Source organism: Saccharomonospora sp. CUA-673 (assembly GCF_001942305.1).
In the GTDB taxonomy this organism is placed as follows: Bacteria; Actinomycetota; Actinomycetes; order Mycobacteriales; family Pseudonocardiaceae; genus Prauserella.
Window position 1 is genome coordinate 43,513 of sequence record NZ_MKKE01000023.1, and the last position, 15,313, is coordinate 58,825.

7 protein-coding genes and 6 pseudogenes are annotated in these 15,313 nt (G+C 69.5%); 6 read left to right on the forward strand and 7 right to left on the reverse strand.

Annotated elements, in window-relative coordinates:
* Nucleotides 1-284 precede the first annotated feature (284 nt).
* The 5 genes and pseudogenes from BJF85_RS12795 to BJF85_RS12815 all read right to left on the reverse strand — a co-directional run bounded on the left by BJF85_RS12795 (nt 285) and on the right by BJF85_RS12815 (nt 6,156).
* Nucleotides 285-1,057 (reverse strand): annotated as a pseudogene (locus BJF85_RS12795) (16S rRNA (uracil(1498)-N(3))-methyltransferase).
* Nucleotides 1,054-2,217, reverse strand: a complete 1,164-nt coding sequence (gene dnaJ / locus BJF85_RS12800; RefSeq protein WP_075847656.1) for a molecular chaperone DnaJ — start codon at nt 2,215-2,217, stop codon at nt 1,054-1,056. Before dnaJ ends, BJF85_RS12795 begins: the two are co-directional and overlap by 4 nt.
* Nucleotides 2,218-2,257: 40 nt before the next feature.
* Nucleotides 2,258-3,283: a heat-inducible transcriptional repressor HrcA gene (hrcA, locus tag BJF85_RS12805; protein ID WP_075847659.1), complete on the reverse strand. Its 1,026-nt coding sequence runs from the start codon at nt 3,281-3,283 to the stop codon at nt 2,258-2,260.
* 71 nt (nt 3,284-3,354) lie between these two features.
* Nucleotides 3,355-4,849 (reverse strand): annotated as a pseudogene (locus BJF85_RS12810) (CoA-acylating methylmalonate-semialdehyde dehydrogenase).
* Complete coding sequence (locus tag BJF85_RS12815; RefSeq protein WP_075847661.1) at nt 4,846-6,156, reverse strand: aspartate aminotransferase family protein; 1,311 nt, start codon at nt 6,154-6,156, stop codon at nt 4,846-4,848. The pseudogene BJF85_RS12810 and the gene BJF85_RS12815 overlap by 4 nt, the downstream one beginning before the upstream one ends.
* 106 nt (nt 6,157-6,262) lie before the next feature.
* On the opposite strand from BJF85_RS12815, the pseudogene BJF85_RS12820 reads away from it, so the two are divergent.
* The 6 genes and pseudogenes from BJF85_RS12820 (at nt 6,263) to BJF85_RS12845 (ending at nt 13,343) form a co-directional block, all read left to right on the forward strand.
* Nucleotides 6,263-7,910 (forward strand): annotated as a pseudogene (locus BJF85_RS12820) (PucR family transcriptional regulator).
* Nucleotides 7,911-7,946: 36 nt separating this feature from the next.
* Complete coding sequence (locus BJF85_RS12825) at nt 7,947-8,351, forward strand: SSI family serine proteinase inhibitor (protein WP_083666327.1); 405 nt, start codon at nt 7,947-7,949, stop codon at nt 8,349-8,351.
* Between the two features lie 176 nt (nt 8,352-8,527).
* Nucleotides 8,528-10,114 (forward strand): NCS1 family nucleobase:cation symporter-1, encoded by a 1,587-nt coding sequence (locus tag BJF85_RS12830; protein ID WP_075847662.1) that lies wholly within the window; start codon nt 8,528-8,530, stop codon nt 10,112-10,114.
* Entirely contained in the window at nt 10,065-10,907 is an 843-nt protein-coding gene (locus BJF85_RS12835) for a nitrilase-related carbon-nitrogen hydrolase (protein ID WP_075847664.1), read from the forward strand. The genes BJF85_RS12830 and BJF85_RS12835 overlap by 50 nt, the downstream gene beginning before the upstream one ends.
* Before the next feature lie 16 nt (nt 10,908-10,923).
* A pseudogene (gene hydA, locus BJF85_RS12840) lies at nt 10,924-12,337 on the forward strand (dihydropyrimidinase).
* A gap of 8 nt (nt 12,338-12,345) precedes the next feature.
* Nucleotides 12,346-13,343, forward strand: a pseudogene (locus tag BJF85_RS12845) (TIGR03842 family LLM class F420-dependent oxidoreductase).
* Nucleotides 13,344-13,371: 28 nt separating this feature from the next.
* On the opposite strand, the pseudogene BJF85_RS12850 reads toward BJF85_RS12845, so the two are convergent.
* A pseudogene (locus tag BJF85_RS12850) lies at nt 13,372-13,922 on the reverse strand (cysteine hydrolase family protein).
* The gene (locus BJF85_RS12855; RefSeq protein WP_255375595.1) at nt 13,919-15,283 is read right to left on the reverse strand and encodes a DUF222 domain-containing protein; all 1,365 of its coding nucleotides are present in this window, start codon (nt 15,281-15,283) and stop codon (nt 13,919-13,921) included. Before BJF85_RS12855 ends, BJF85_RS12850 begins: the two are co-directional and overlap by 4 nt.
* Nucleotides 15,284-15,313 lie beyond the last annotated feature (30 nt).

Below are 15,313 nucleotides of genomic sequence, written 5' to 3' on the forward strand. Positions count from 1 at the left end.
CTAGCGCGAGACCGAAACACCGCGGCGCGGGTGGAGCGTGGGGGACTCGCTCCACCCGCTGCCGCGGCTCCGCCGGGCCGAGGGGGAGGTGCCCGGCGTGATCTCGGAAGGGTCTCGGTTGTCGGGTACCCGCGAGCGCGTGCCGGCCCAGCAGCTCCTGCCGGGGTTGCGCGCTCGCCGTGTCATGCCACCCAGTTTTCAACGAATCGTTAACCAGGGTAACGGTTCACCCGGGGTTCGGCGAGAGCGTCGACCGCTCGTCGTCGCACCCTGTCGGTGAGCGGTCACCAGCGTGCGGTCAGCGCACCGAGAGTCCCGAGTGCCACGGCTCCCGCGGTCGAGGTGCGCAGCACGGTCGGGCCCAGGCGGACCCCCACGGCGCCGGCGTCGGTCAACACGGCCAGTTCCTCGCCGGTGACCCCGCCCTCGGGGCCGACGATGAGATACACGTCGCCGCGTTCGGGCAGGGCGACGTCCTTGAGGCCGGCCTCGGCCGTGGCCTCGAGCAGGTAGGCCCCCTCGCGTCGGCGATCCGGGCGGCCAGTTGCGCGGTGGTGGCCGGTTCGGGCACCTCGGGAACCCGTCCCCGGCGCGCCTGCTTCGCGGCCGCCCGCGCCGTGGACCGCCATTTCGCGAGGGCCTTCGCACCGCGCGGGCCGTCGTCCCAACGGGCGATCGACCGCGCCGCCCGCCAGGGCAGCACGGCGTCGGCCCCGGCCTCGGTGGCCAGTTCGACGGCCAGCTCCCCGCGGTCGCCCTTGGCCAGCGCCTGCACGATCGTCACGCGCAGCGCGGGCGGCGGGTCCTCGCGCCGGCCCTCGACCGTGACCTCGAGCGTCGGATGCCGGCCGGGTTCCACCGCGGCGACGACGCAGTCGGCGAGCCCGCCGGCACCGTCGGACAGCGTCAGCCGCTCGCCCGCGCGGGCGCGCCGCACCGTCACCGCGTGCCGGGCCTCCTCGCCGTCGAGCACGGCGGTCTGTCCCGCCGGCAGCTCGTCGACCAGGAAGACCGGCGGCGTGGTCTCCGGCGCCCCGGGCCCGTCGTCCGTCGTCACCGCTTGGAGCGCAGCTTGGAGAACAGTCCGCCCTGCTTGGCGCCGCTGCCCGCGAGCTCGGAGGACTCCTCGCCGCGGAGTTTCGCCAGCTGACGCAACAGTTCGGCCTGTTCGTCGTCGAGCTTCGTGGGCACGACGACGTCGACGTGGACGTGCAGGTCGGCCCGGCCGTCGACCCGGCCCGACGAACGCAACCGCGGCATGCCCTTGCCGGTGAGCACGATCTCGGTCTCGGGCTGGGTGCCCGGTTCGATCTCGATGTCGACCTCGCCGTCGATGAGCGTCTCCAGCGGGATCGACGCGCCCAGCGCGGCGCTCGTCATCGGGATGCGCAGCCGGCAGTGCAGTTCGTTGCCCTGGCGTTCGAAGACCTCGTTGGGTTCCTCGTCGACCTCGACGTAGAGGTCACCGGCCGGGCCGCCGCCGGGGCCGACCTCGCCCTGACCGGACAGTCGGATGCGCATGCCGTCGCCGACACCGGCCGGGATCTTGGCCGTGACCGTGCGGCGCGCGCGGACGCGGCCGTCGCCGGTGCACTTGCGGCACGGATCGGTGATGATCTCGCCGAGGCCCTGGCACGCCGGGCACGGCCGTGCCGTGACGACCTGACCGAGGAACGAGCGCTGCACCGACTGCACCTCGCCCTGGCCGCCGCACGTGTCGCACGTGGCGACCGAGCCGCCCTCGGCCATGCCCGCGCCGCGGCACAGATCGCACAGCACCGCGGTGTCGACCGCGATGTCCTTGTCGATGCCCGTCGCGCACTCCTCGAGCGTCAGCCGCAGGCGGATGAGCGCGTCGGAACCGGGCTGCACCCGGCTGCGCGGTCCCCGTCCCCGGCCGCCGCCCGCGGCGGCGCCGAAGAAGGCGTCCATGATGTCGCCGAGCCCACCGAAGCCGCCGAACGGATCGCCGCCGCGGCCACCGGCGGCACCGGCGCCGCCGTCCATCGGGTCCCCACCGAGGTCCACGACCTTGCGCTTCTGCGGATCGGACAGCACCTCGTAGGCCGTGGTGACGTCACCGAACTTCTGCTGCGCGTCCTCGGACGGGTTGACGTCGGGGTGCAACTCACGCGCGAGCTTGCGGTAGGCCCGCTTGATCTCCTGGTCGCTCGCGTCCTTGGACACGCCCAGAATTCCGTAGTAGTCCCTCGCCACCGTTTCGACGTCCTCCTAGTACCGCACCTGCAGACCGGTGTCAGTTCCCGGCCAGGATCTGGCCCACGTAGTTGGCCACCGCGCGCACCGCGGCGATCGTCCCGGGGTAGTCCATCCGTGTCGGACCGACCACGCCCATGCCACCCAGCAGCAGATCGTCGGAGCCGTAACCGATCGACACGACCGAGGTACTCCGCATCTGCGCGTCCTCATTCTCCTCACCGATACGCACGGTGACGGCACCGGGGTTGCGGGCGGCGGCCAACAGCTTGAGCACGACGACCTGTTCCTCGAGCGCCTCGAGCACCTCACGCAGGGAGTCCGGGAAGTCGGCGACGTTGTTGGTCAGGTTCGCCGTCCCCCCGAGCACCAGCCGGTCCTCGGGGTGTTCGACGAGCGATTCGACGAGCACCGTGGCCACCCGCGTCATCACGTCGCGCAGTCCGACGGGTGCCTGTTCCGGCATTTCCGAGACCTTCGCCGCGGCATCGGTGAGCTTGTGCCCGGCGAGGGTGCCGTTGAGCTGTTCGCGCAACACCGCCACGGAGTCCTCGCTGACGACGTCGCCGAGGTCGACCGTGCGCTGGTCGACGCGGCCGGTGTCGGTGATCAGCACGACCATCAGCCGGGCCGACGTCAACGGCACGACCTCGACGTGCCGCACGGTCGAGTTGGTCAGCGTCGGGTACTGGATCACCGCGACCTGGCGGGTGAGCTGGGCCAGCAGCCGCACCGACCGGCGCAGCACGTCGTCGAGGTCGTTGGCGCCCTCCAGGAACCGTTCGATGGCTCTGCGTTCGGCGCTCGAGAGCGGTTTGATCTCCGAGAGGCGGTCGACGAACACCCGGTAGCCCTTGTCCGTCGGGATCCGGCCGGCGCTGGTGTGCGGCTGCGTGATGTAGCCGTCCTCCTCCAGCGCCGCCATGTCGTTGCGGACCGTGGCGCTGGAGACACCCAGGTTGTGCCGGTCGACCAGTGCCTTGGAGCCCACGGGCTCCTGCTCGGACACGTAGTCGGCGACGATCGCGCGCAACACCTCGAAGCGCCGCTCCTCCGCGCTGCCCAACGGGCACCTCCTCACCGTCACCCGGCCGGTGACACCCGTCCCAGTTTACGGTGCCCGGGACCCCGCTCGGGTCAGGAGTTGCCGGGGAAGCGCAGGTTGACCCCGCCGGCGCCCGTCGCCGGCGACGGCCAGCGCGAGGTGATCACCTTGCGGCGGGTGAAGAAGTGGAAGGCCTCGGGGCCGTAGGCGTGGCTGTCGCCGAACAGCGAGTCCTTCCACCCGCCGAAGCTGTAGTAGCCGACGGGCACCGGGATCGGGACGTTCACCCCGACCATGCCGACCTCGACCTCGGCGGTGAATCGGCGCGCCGCGCCGCCGTCGCCGGTGAACACGGCCGTGCCGTTGCCGTAGTGCCCGGCGTTGATGAGCTCGACGGCCGCCTCGAACGACTCGACGCGCACGACCGAGAGCACCGGCCCGAAGATCTCGTCGGTGTAGATCGACATCTCCGGCCGCACCCGGTCGAACAGCGTCGGACCGAGCCAGAATCCGTCGCCCGCGATCCCCGGCTCCCGGCCGTCGACGACGAGCTCGGCGCCCTCCTCGACGCCCGCGTCCACGTAGCCGGCCACGCGTTCGCGGTGCGCGGCGGTCACCAGCGGGCCCATCTCGGACTCGGGTTCCCGGCCGTCGCCGACCCGCAGCACCCGCATGCGCTCGGTGATCTTCGCCACGAGTTCGTCCGCGATCGGGTCGACCGCCACGACCACGGAGATCGCCATGCAGCGCTCCCCCGCCGAGCCGAAGCCCGCCGACACGGCCGCGTCGCGGCGCCGTCGAGGTCGGCGTCCGGCAGGACGGCCATGTGGTTCTTGGCGCCGCCGAGCGCCTGGCACCGCTTGCCCGCGGCGGTGGCCGTCTCGTAGACGTGGCGCGCGATCGGCGTGGACCCGACGAACGAGATCGCCTGCACGTCGCGGTGCTCGAGCAGCGCGTCGACGGCGACCTTGTCGCCGTGCACGACGTTGACGACACCGTCCGGCAGGCCGGCCTCGGCGAGCAGCTCGGCGATGAACAGCGACGCCGACGGGTCCTTCTCGCTGGGCTTGAGCACGACGGTGTTGCCGCAGGCGATCGCGCCGGGCACGAACCACAGCGGCACCATGGCCGGGAAGTTGAACGGCGAGATCACGCCGACGACGCCGAGCGGCCGCGCGCTCGAGTGCACGTCCACCCCGGTCGAGGCGTTCTCGCTGTACTCGCCCTTGAGCAGTTGCGGCGCGCTGCAGGCGTACTCGACGTTCTCGACGCCCGCGCGACCTCACCCGCCGCGTCGGAGACGACCTTGCCGTGCTCGGCGGTGATGATCCGCGCCAGCTCGTCCTGCCGGGCGGCCAGCAGTTCGCGGAACCGGAACAACACGCGCGAGCGGCCGGCGAGCGAGGTGTCCCGCCATCCCGGGAACGCGGCGGCCGCCGCGCGCACCGCCTCGTCCACCTCCGTGGGGCTCGCGAAGTCGACCGTGGCCCGCACCGCGCCGGTGGCCGGGTCGAACACGTCGCCGGTGCGCTCGGCCGGACCGCTCCACGGCTTGCCCGCGATCCGGTGGGTGATGTGCTCGGTCACGACTGAACTCCTCGCGTATCGGCGGCGGTCAGGGACGCGTCGAGGATCCCGAGGGCCTCGGCGGTCTCGTCGTCGGTCAGGGTCATGGGCGGCGCGATGCGCAGCACGTTGCCGTGCAGCCCGCCCTTGCCGACGAGCAGACCACGGGCCTTCGTCTCCTCGAGCACGCGGCCCGCGGCGGCCGGGTCCGGTTCGGTCCCGCCGGGGCGGACGAGTTCGACGCCGATCATCAGGCCCTTGCCGCGCACGTCCCCGACGATGCTGCCGTCACGGCTCTGGATGTCGCGCAGCCCGGACATCAGCCGCGCACCCTGTTTCGCCGCGTTGGACTGCAGGTCGTGGTCGATCAGGTAGTCGAGCGTCGCGGCCGCGCCCGCGGTCGAGATCGGGTTGCCGCCGAACGTCGAGATCGAGTTGGCGCCGAGGCAGTCCATGATGTCGCCCCGGGCGACGAGGCCCCCGATGGCCAGGCCGTTGCCCAGGCCCTTGGCGAACGTGAGGATGTCCGGGGTGATGCCGTGGGCGTCCATGCCCCAGAAGTGCTCACCGGTGCGACCCCAGCCCGTCTGCACCTCGTCGGAGATGAGCAGGATCCCCGATTCGTCGAGCACCTCCTTGAACCGGCCGAACATGCCGTCCGGCGGGGTGGCGAACCCGCCGACGCCCTGGATCGGCTCGGCGATCATCGCGGCCACGTCCCCGGAGGTCGTGGTGCGCAGCACGTCGCGCAGGTCCTCGGTGCACGCCTCGGTGTAGGCGGCGTCGTCGAGGCCGGCGAACGGACTGCGGTAGCGGTAACCGCCGTGCACGTAGCTGACCTTCACCGGCGACAACGAGCTCGTCGACCAGCCCCGGTTGCCGGTGATGCCGACCGTGCCGAACGCGCGCCCGTGGTACGAGTTGCGCAGCGCGAGGATCTGGTTGCTGCGGCGGTACTGGGTCGCCAGCATCAGCGCCGTCTCGTTGGCCTCGGTCCCGGAGTTGGTGAAGAACACCTTGGCGTCCGGGATGCCGGACAGTTCGGCGATCCGCTCGGCCAGCTCCACCTGCTTGCGGATGAGATAGAGCGTCGAGGTGTGCAGCACGCCGGTGTCCAACTGCCGGCGGACGGCGTCGGAGATCTCCGCGACGTCGTAGCCGATCGCGTTGGTGAGGATGCCGGCGAAGAAGTCGAGGTAGGTGCGGCCCGAGCCGTCGGTGACGCGGCGGCCCTCGGCGCGGACGATCTCGATGGGCTCGTCGTAGTAGAGCGACACCCAGTCGGGCAGGACAGCGCGGTGCCGCTGCAGCAGGTCCGGTTCCGTCATGGCTTCGAGTCTCCGGGCCGCTCGGGCGGCGATGCCACACACAATCTGTACGGACTCCCCCACCGCCCCGTACAGTCTGCCCTTCCGTCCGACACGTGGGGGTGACATGTATCCGACGGTCGCCGAGGTGCTCGCTCTTCCCGTCGTGCGGCAGGGCGGGCCGCACGTCGTCGCCGGCGCCGACGGTCTGGACGGCCGGGTGCGCTGGGTGCACGTCGCCGAGATCGCCGAGATCGCTCCCCTGCTCAAGGGCGGCGAGCTGGTGCTGACCACGGGTGTGGCGCTCCCGGACGACGAGGACTCGCTCGCCCGCTACGTCGACGACCTCGCCGCGGTGGGCGTCGCGGGGCTGGTCGTCGAACTGGTGCGGCACTGGCACGAGCGGCTCCCCGAGGCGATCGTGACGGCGGCGGAGAAGCATCGGCTCCCGCTGGTCACGTTGACCAGGGAGACGCGGTACGTGACCGTCACCGAGGCGGTCAACGGGCTCATCGTCGACGCGCAGGTCGACGAGTTGCGCGCGGCCGCGCAGGTGCACGAGACGTTCACCGACCTCACCGTGTCCGGCGCGAACCGCACGTCGTGCTGCGCGAGGTCGCCCGGCTGACCGGGCACGCCGTGGTGTTGGAGACCCTCGCCCACGACGTGCTCGCCTACGACGCGTGCGGCGCGATCCGCGGGAGCTGCTGCTCGACTGGCACCGCCGCTCGCGCGGCGCGCGCACGGGCGAACGCACCGGCTACGACGTCCGCACCGGCTGGCTCGTGACGACCGTCGGCGCCCGCGGCCGGGACTGGGGCAGGCTCGTGGTCGTGTGCGGCGAACCGCCGCCGCACCGGCACATCGTGGTGGCCGAACGAGCGGCGTCGGCGCTCGCGGTGCACCGCATCCTCGCCGACACCGGCGACACCCTGGAACGTCAGGCGCACCGCGACGTCCTGGCCCAGCTGCTGGCCACGCCCGCCACGACGACGCCGTTGGACGAACTGCTCGCCCGCGCCGAGGCGCTGCACGTGCCGCTCACCGGGCACCGGCTGGTCGGCGTGGCCGTGCGCCCGCGGTTCACCGGTGCCGGCGGTCCGACGGGGTCGGCCGGTGCTCTGCTGCCGGATCTGGCGGAAGCGGCGGCGTTGGCGACGCGGCGCGCTCGGGTGCACGCGCTCGTCGCGGGGGTCGACGGGGTGAGCGTGCACGTCCTGCTGGCCCTGTCCCCGCACGCCGACGTCGACGCGGTCGTGCGGCGGCTCGCCCAGGAGGTGCGCCGGACCCGGCCGTCGGTGACGCTCGTGCTGGGTATCGGCTCCGCGGTCACCGCACCGTCCGAGGCGGGCCGCAGTCTTGTCGAGGCCGGGCACGTCGCGGCGGCGGCACTGCACCGCGACCGGCAGCCCGCCCGGGGTTACCACCGGCTCGACGACGTGCGCCTGTTCGGCCTGCTGCACCTGCTCGGCGACGACGACCGGCTGCACGCCTTCGCGCGCCGCGAACTCGGCCCGCTGCTGGACAAGGACGCCGCGACGGGCAGCCGCCTCGCCGAGGCCCTGCGCCGGTTCTGCGAGCACGGAGGCAACAAGTCGGCCGCCGCCGCGGCCGCGCACACCTCACGAACGGCGTACTACCAACAGCTGTCCCGGATCGAACAGACACTGGCGGTGTCCCTCGACGATCCGGAGTCGATCGTCTCCCTGCACGTCGCCCTGCTCATCACCGACGTCCTCGCCCTATCGGGCGACAACCACCACCCGTCGGAGTAACACAGGTCCCGGTCCGCCGCTGCCGATATCAAGGGCATGCGTACGTTCCGCGCCCGTCCGTCCCGCGCCCTGTCCGGCGCCGTCGCCGCCGCCTGCACCCTCGCCCTGCTCGCCGTCGGAGGGCAGGCCTCGGCCCATCCGCCCGGCTCCGCGCTGTCGCTGTCGATCAAGACCTCCGACGGGACGGTCGCCTTCACTCAGCTGTGGTGCGACCCCACCGGCGGATCGCACCCGACGGCCGCCCGGGCGTGCGCCGCGCTGGACGACGCCGAGGGCGACCTGGCCGACCTCGAACCGTCCCACCAGGCGTGCCCGATGATCCACGACCCGGTGCGCGCCTCGGCCCACGGTTACTGGGACGGCGAGCCCGTGCACTTCACCACGACGTACAACAACCGCTGTATGGCCGACGCGGAGTCCGGCGGCGTCTTCGGTTTCTGAGGCCCACCCCCACTGCCGGAACGTCCGAGCGCGGGCGTTATTGTTTCGACACGATTTCCGCGCGGCTACCGCGAGCTTTCCCCGATTCGCGCAATTGACATTCTGTCCGCGCACCGCGGTAACGGTGAACACTCTGCCAGTGCCGGGGGCGTTCTCGGGGCGCGCAGTATGCGCCAATGGCGTCGACAACGGCACAACTCCGCCACCCGGACGGGCGTGTGGAGCTTCGCGATCCGTCGTCACTGGCCGGCAGCCGGAACTTCAACGACGAACTCGCCCCGGTGCCGCTCGAGCGGCGAACCTGGACCACCTACAACTATTTCGCGCTGTGGAACGGAATGGCGTTCAACCTTCCGTCCTACCTGCTCGCGTCCGGACTGATCGCGATCGGCATGAACTGGGTGCAAGCCTTCATGACGATCGCGTTGGCCAACATCATCGTGCTGCTGCCGATGTTGCTGAACAGTCACGCGGGCACGAAGTACGGGATTCCGTTTCCCGTCTTCACGCGGGCCTTCTTCGGACTCCGTGGGGCGAACCTGGCCGCGTTGATGCGCGGCCTGGTCGCGTGCGGTTGGTTCGGCATCCAGACCTGGGTCGGCGGGCAGGCGATCTTCGTGATCGTCGGTCAACTCGTCGGTGAGGGCTGGACGAACGCGGCGATCGTCTACGACCAGCCCTGGACGTTGTGGCTGTGCTTCGCCCTGTTCTGGGCGCTGCAGATGGCGATCATCTGGAACGGCATGGAGGCGGTGAAGAAGCTCGAGAGTTGGGGCGCCCCGCTGGTGTCGATCGGGTTCATCATCCTGCTGGTCTGGATCCTCATCCAGGCGGGCGGCTTCGGACCGATCTTCTCGCAGGAGTCCCAGCTCGGATGGGGGCCCGGGTTCTGGGCGGTGTTCGCGCCGTCGCTGATGGGCATGATCGCGTTCTGGGCGACGCTGTCACTGAACATGTCGGACTTCACGAGGTTCGGCCAGGGACAGCGCAAGCAGGTGTGGGGGCAGATTCTCGGCCTGCCGACGACGATGTCGTTCATCGCGATCATGTCGATCATGATCACCTCGGGTGGCATCGTCGTCTACGGCGAGACCATCTGGGATCCGGTCCAGTTGGCGGCCCGGTTCGACTCGCCGATCGTGGTGGTCGCCGCGTTGCTCGGCATCGTGATGGCGACCGTGACGACGAACCTCGCCGCGAACGTGGTCAGCCCGTCCTACGACTTCTCGAACGCGTTCCCGCGGCGGATCAGCTTCCGCGTCGGCGGGCTCATCACCGGCGTCGTCGGCGTCGTCATCCAACCGTGGCGGCTCATCTCCGATCCGAACATCTACATCTATGTGTGGCTCAACTTCTACGGTGGCGTGCTCGCGACCATCGCGGGCGTGCTCGCGGCCGGCTACTGGTTCAAGGCGCGCCGCATGCTGTCGTTGGCGGATCTGTTCGCCGAGCGCGGCGGACGTTACTGGTACACGGCAGGCTGGAACTGGCGGGCGTTCGTGGCGGTCGCGGTGGGCGGCGTGCTCGCCGTGGGCGGCGCGTACTCGGCGCCCGGCGAGGGTCCGTTCCCGGAGAACGGCCTGATCCCGCTGCTGCAACCGCTCTACGACTACAGCTGGGTCGTCGGCCTGGTGTCGGCGTTCCTGATCTTCCTGGCACTGTCCCTGCCCGCCAACGGCGCGGCAGACACTCCGATCGACGAGGAGGAATTCGATGACCGACGTGGTAAGGGCCGGTCTGGTGCAGCAGCGCTGGACGGGTGACAAGGAATCGATGATCGCGGCGTCCGTCGACGCCATCTCGCGTGCCGCCTCGCAGGGCGCCCAGGTGGTGTGCCTGCAGGAACTGTTCTACGGTCCCTATTTCTGCCAGGTGCAGGACACCGAGTACTACGCCTACACCGAGTCCATTCCGGACGGTCCGACGACGAAGCTGATGCAGGAGGTCGCCGAGCGGCACGGCGTGGTGCTGGTGGTGCCGATGTACGAGCAGGAGCAACCGGGCCTGCTGTACAACACGGCCTCGGTGATCGACGCCGACGGCACCTACCTCGGCAAGTACCGCAAGAACCACATCCCGCAGGTGAAGGGATTCTGGGAGAAGTTCTACTTCCGGCCCGGAAACACCGGCTATCCGGTGTTCGACACCGCGGTCGGGCGCATCGGCGTCTACATCTGCTACGACCGGCACTTCCCGGAGGGCTGGCGCGCGCTGGGCCTGGCGGGCGCGAAGATCGTGTTCAACCCGTCGGCCACGAGCCGGGGCCTGTCGCAGTACCTGTGGAAGTTGGAGCAGCCCGCCGCCGCGGTGGCGAACGAGTACTACGTCGGCGCGATCAACCGGGTCGGCGTGGAACCGCTCGGGGACAACGACTTCTACGGACAGTCCTATTTCGCCGACCCGCGGGGTCAGCTCGTCGGCGATGCTGCCTCGGACACCGACGACGAGGTCGTGGTGCGCGATCTGGACATGAGCCTGCTCGGGGAGGTCCGGGATCTGTGGGCGTTCTATCGCGACCGCAGGCCGGATTCCTACGACTCGTTGGTCACGCCGTGAGGACGGGAGGTTTCGCATGCGCACCTTGATCACCAACGGGACGATCCTGAGTTCCACGGGTGCCGTGGCGGGCGATGTGCTCGTCGACGGCGAGACGATCGCGGCGGTCACGGCGCGGGCTTCTTCGCGGCGCAGAATCCCGGCGTCGCGTTGGAGTCGGTGTTCGACGCGGTATACGACGCATCCGGTCGGTACGTGATGCCGGGCGGGATCGACGCGCACACGCATATGGAGATGCCGTTCGGCGGCACGTTCTCGGCGGACACGTTCGAGTCGGGCACGCGGGCTGCGGCGTGGGGCGGCACGACGACGATCATCGATTTCGCGGTGCAGCCGAAGGGCGGCTCGCTGCTGTCCACGTTGGACAAGTGGCACGAGAAGGCCGACGGCGACTGCGCGATCGACTACGGCTTCCACATGATCGTCTCGGATGTCAACGACACGACGTTGAAGGAGATGTCGTCGTGTGTGGACGCGGGCGTGAGCAGTTTCAAGATGTTCATGGCCTATCCGGGCGTGTTCTACTCGACCGACGGGGAGATCCTGCGGGCGATGACGAAGGCCGCGGAGATCGGCGGCACGATCGCGATGCACGCGGAGAACGGCATCGCGATCGACGAGTTGGTCGCGAAGGCGTTGGCGGACGGCCACGGCGAGCCGTATCAGCACGGGGTCACACGGCCGCCGGAGTTGGAGGGCGAGGCGACGTCGCGGGCGATCACGTTGGCCGGGGTCACGGGTGCCCCGTTGTACATCGTGCATCTGTCGGCGGCGCAGGCGTTGTCGGCGGTGGCGGAGGCGCGTGACGGCGGGCAGAACGTGTTCGCGGAGACGTGTCCGCAGTATCTGTACCTGTCGATCGAGGATCTGGCGAAGCCGGATTTCGAGGGTGCGAAGTACGTGGCGTCGCCGCCGTTGCGGGACAAGAGCCATCAGCCGGACCTGTGGCGCGGGTTGCGCACGAACGACCTGTCGGTGGTGTCGACGGATCACTGTCCGTTCTGCTTCAAGGACCAGAAGGAGCTGGGTCGCGGCGATTTCACGAAGATCCCGAACGGCATGCCGGGCGTGGAGCATCGGATCGACCTGCTGCATCAGGGCGTGCTCGCCGGGGAGATCTCGTTGGCGCGGTGGGTGGAGGCGTGTTCGACGACGCCGGCGCGCATGTTCGGGCTGTATCCGCGGAAGGGTGTGGTCGCGCCGGGTGCTGATGCCGACATCGTGATCTACGACCCGGGCGCGTCGCAGACAATCTCGGCGGAGACGCATCACATGGCGGTGGATTATTCGGCGTACGAGGCATGTCGGTGACGGGCCGGTGCGAGACGGTGTTCTCGCGCGGCAGCGTGGTGGTGGACCGCGGGACGTACCACGGCTCGGCGGGGCACGGCCGGTTCCTCGAACGCGATCTGTGCCAGTACCTGAATTAGGAGCCTCGATGGATTTCGGTGTGGTGCTGCAGACGGATCCGCCGGCGCGCGATGTGATCCGCAGAGCGGTGGCGGCGGAGCAGCAGGGTTTCCGGTATGCGTGGACGTTCGACTCGGTGGTGCTGTGGCAGGAGCCGTTCGTCATCTATTCGCAGATCCTGGCGGCCACGTCGTCGATGACGGTGGGACCGATGGTGACGAGTCCGGGGACGCGGGACTGGTCGGTGTTGGCGTCGTTGTTCGCGACGCTGAACGACATGCATGGTGATCGGACGGTGTGTGGGATCGGTCGTGGCGATTCGGCGCACCGCGTGATCGGCAAGCCGCCGTCCACTTTGGCCACGCTGCGGGAGTGCATGGCGACGGTGAAGGATCTGGCCGAGGGTCGTGCGGCGGTGTTACGGGATACCGAGGTGCGGTTGCCGTGGGTGTCGGACGGCCGGCTGGAGATGTGGATGGCGGCGTACGGTCCGAAGGCGTTGGACATGGTGGGCCGGCATGCGGACGGTTTCATCCTGCAGTGTGCGGATCCGGCGATCGCGCGGTGGACGATCGGTTCGGTGCGGGAGGCGGCGAGTGCGGCGGGGCGTGATCCGGAGGGGATCACGATCTGTGTGGCGGCCCCGGCGTACGTGGGCGAGAACGTGCCACATCAGCGGGACCAGTTGCGGTGGTTCGGCGGCATGGTCGGTAACCACGTGGCGGACCTGGTGGCACGCTACGGGGACGCGGGTCCGGTGCCGCGGGAGTTGACGGATTACATCAAGGCGCGTGAGGGTTATGACTATTCCCATCACGGGCGGGCGGGTAATCGTCGACGGATTTCGTGCCGGACGAGATCGTGGATCGGTTCTGCCTGTTGGGTCCGGCGGAGGAGCATGTGCGCCGCCTGGAGGAGCTGGCGGAGTTGGGGGTGGACCAGTTCGCGGTGTATCTGATGCACGACAGCAATGACGAGACGTTGGAGGCGTACGGCCGGGACGTCATCGGCAAGCTGGCCGCCTGAACGCCGTAAACGCGGAACGCCGGCGTGGTCATGGAAACGTGATCGCGTCGGCGTTCCGTGTGCCGGCGGTGCGTCCGGGTGCGGAGTGGGAGTTCCAGTAGAGGTTGGTGTGGGCGATGACGTCGGGGACGGGTGGGGCGCGTGGGCGGTTTTGTCGCCGGCGGTGTGGGCGTCGCCGACGAGGGTGACGTCGTAGCCGCGGAAGAAGGCGCTGTGGAGGGTTGAGCGGATACAGATGTCGGTTTCGGCGCCGGTGACGACGAGCCGTCCGGCGGCGTTGTCGGCGAGGACGGTCTCGAGTGTGGTGCCTTCGAACGCGTCGCCGTGGTTCTTGGCGACGACGGGTTCGCCGGCGGCGGGGGTGAGTTCGGGGACGATCTGCCAGTCGTCGGTGCCGACGGGAAGTCCGGCGTCGGAGTGCTGAACCCATACGACGGGTGTCGACGTGGCGCGGGCGCGGTCGACGAGCCCGTCGATGGCGGCGATGACGGAGTCGCGCCGGTGTGCGCCGGCGACGAGGTTGTTCTGCATGTCGATGACGAGCAGTGCGGTGTTGGGGCGTCCGTCGAGGGTGGTCATGGCGCTGGCTCCAAGGGTGTGAGGGTCGGTGGGTTCGTAGCGGTGTAGGTCGTGCCGTGAGGTGTGGTGACGGTGGATGTGCCGCGACGAGGCGAGTGCTGGTGGGTCCAGTGTGGGTGATGTTTGAGCCGGTGGTGGTGTCGACAACGTGCGGTGCCGTTGGTGGTCGACGTCGGTCCGCCCTCGGCCCAGGGTTGCTCGTGGTCGAAGTCGGAGTGCGTGGCCGGCCGGCGACACCAGGGGACGACGCATTCGCGGTCGCGGATCCGGACCAGCTCGCGGATGGTGGCTGAAGGTCTGCGGCGGGTTCGGCCGAGGGATGTTGGTGTGCCGGTGGTCGGATCGCAGAGGACCTTGCGCCAGGTGCTGTGCGGGTTGGTCATGATCTCCCGGGCAATCGGCCCGGGGATGGTGCCGTAGCCGTCGAGGGTGCAGCCGTCGTCGGTGATGCCCAATGCAGTGGAGGCAGGCATGTGCAGCGACACAGTGGCGGCGGCCTCGGGGGCGGTGACGCCGGGATCGTGTCCGAGGAGCAGGTCGGCAGTGACGTCGGCCCGCAGCTGGTCCATCGACCGATCTGACCCCGCGCGCCGAAGTGCCTGGGCGAGTGCGTCCACGCGCGCGTAAGCAGCAGAGGCGACCTCGACGGGCACGTGCGCGGTCAGCCGGGACATGGCGTTCTCACCGTGGATGAGCTCAACCTTCCGACCCCGTCGAGCAACCCGAGCCCGTGCCGTCTGCCCGTCAGGATCCACGGTGTTGGCGATCTTCCGCGTGTGTGCGGCGAGGTTGTCGGGCATGAACGTCGAGGTCGGCGCCGACGAGAGCTTCGCAGCGAGCTGCGAGTCCACCTGACGAACCTGCGCAGCCGACATCCCGGACGTCACAGCCACAACCCGGGAGGCTCCATAGGCATCGATGTCGCCACGAGACATCGCCGCCAGCACCCCACGATGATCAGCGACCAGCGTCGAAGCGAGAGCAACCCGCTTCTCCACCTGAGCCCGAGACCCCCGCAACACAGGCCGCAACGCCTCCACAACACTCACAGAATCCGACGAAACCGATTCCAGTCGGGCCAGCAAAACCGCCTCCCGAGCATCAAGCCGAGCCCGATCAGCCCGAACCCGATCAAGCTCAACAAGAAGAGAGAAACTCAACGAACTCACCCCCTCATGATACCAAAAACTCACCCAAAATCGACCCACAAAACAACCTAAGAACAACCCCAGAAACAACCCAAAACACCCCGAAAACCGCCAACCCCGAAGCGAAGCAAGGGCAACCCCGCCACCCCCACATCCAACCCCACAAACACGCACCCCCACCGTGTCATCCCGTCGACCTAAACCGGAACCCATCACGCTGCAGGCAGGGCGCAACCCACCCCC

What these genes read in the sequence shown, in the direction of transcription:
- BJF85_RS12830 (WP_075847662.1), top strand. Translation starts at nt 8,528, where the DNA reads ATGGCGTCGACAACGGCACAACTCCGCCACCCGGACGGGCGTGTGGAG.
- BJF85_RS12835 (WP_075847664.1), top strand. Translation starts at nt 10,065, where the DNA reads ATGACCGACGTGGTAAGGGCCGGTCTGGTGCAGCAGCGCTGGACGGGT.
- BJF85_RS12855 (WP_255375595.1), bottom strand. Translation starts at nt 15,283, where the DNA reads ATGGGTTCCGGTTTAGGTCGACGGGATGACACGGTGGGGGTGCGTGTT.
- BJF85_RS12825 (WP_083666327.1), top strand. Translation starts at nt 7,947, where the DNA reads ATGCGTACGTTCCGCGCCCGTCCGTCCCGCGCCCTGTCCGGCGCCGTC.
- BJF85_RS12815 (WP_075847661.1), bottom strand. Translation starts at nt 6,156, where the DNA reads ATGACGGAACCGGACCTGCTGCAGCGGCACCGCGCTGTCCTGCCCGAC.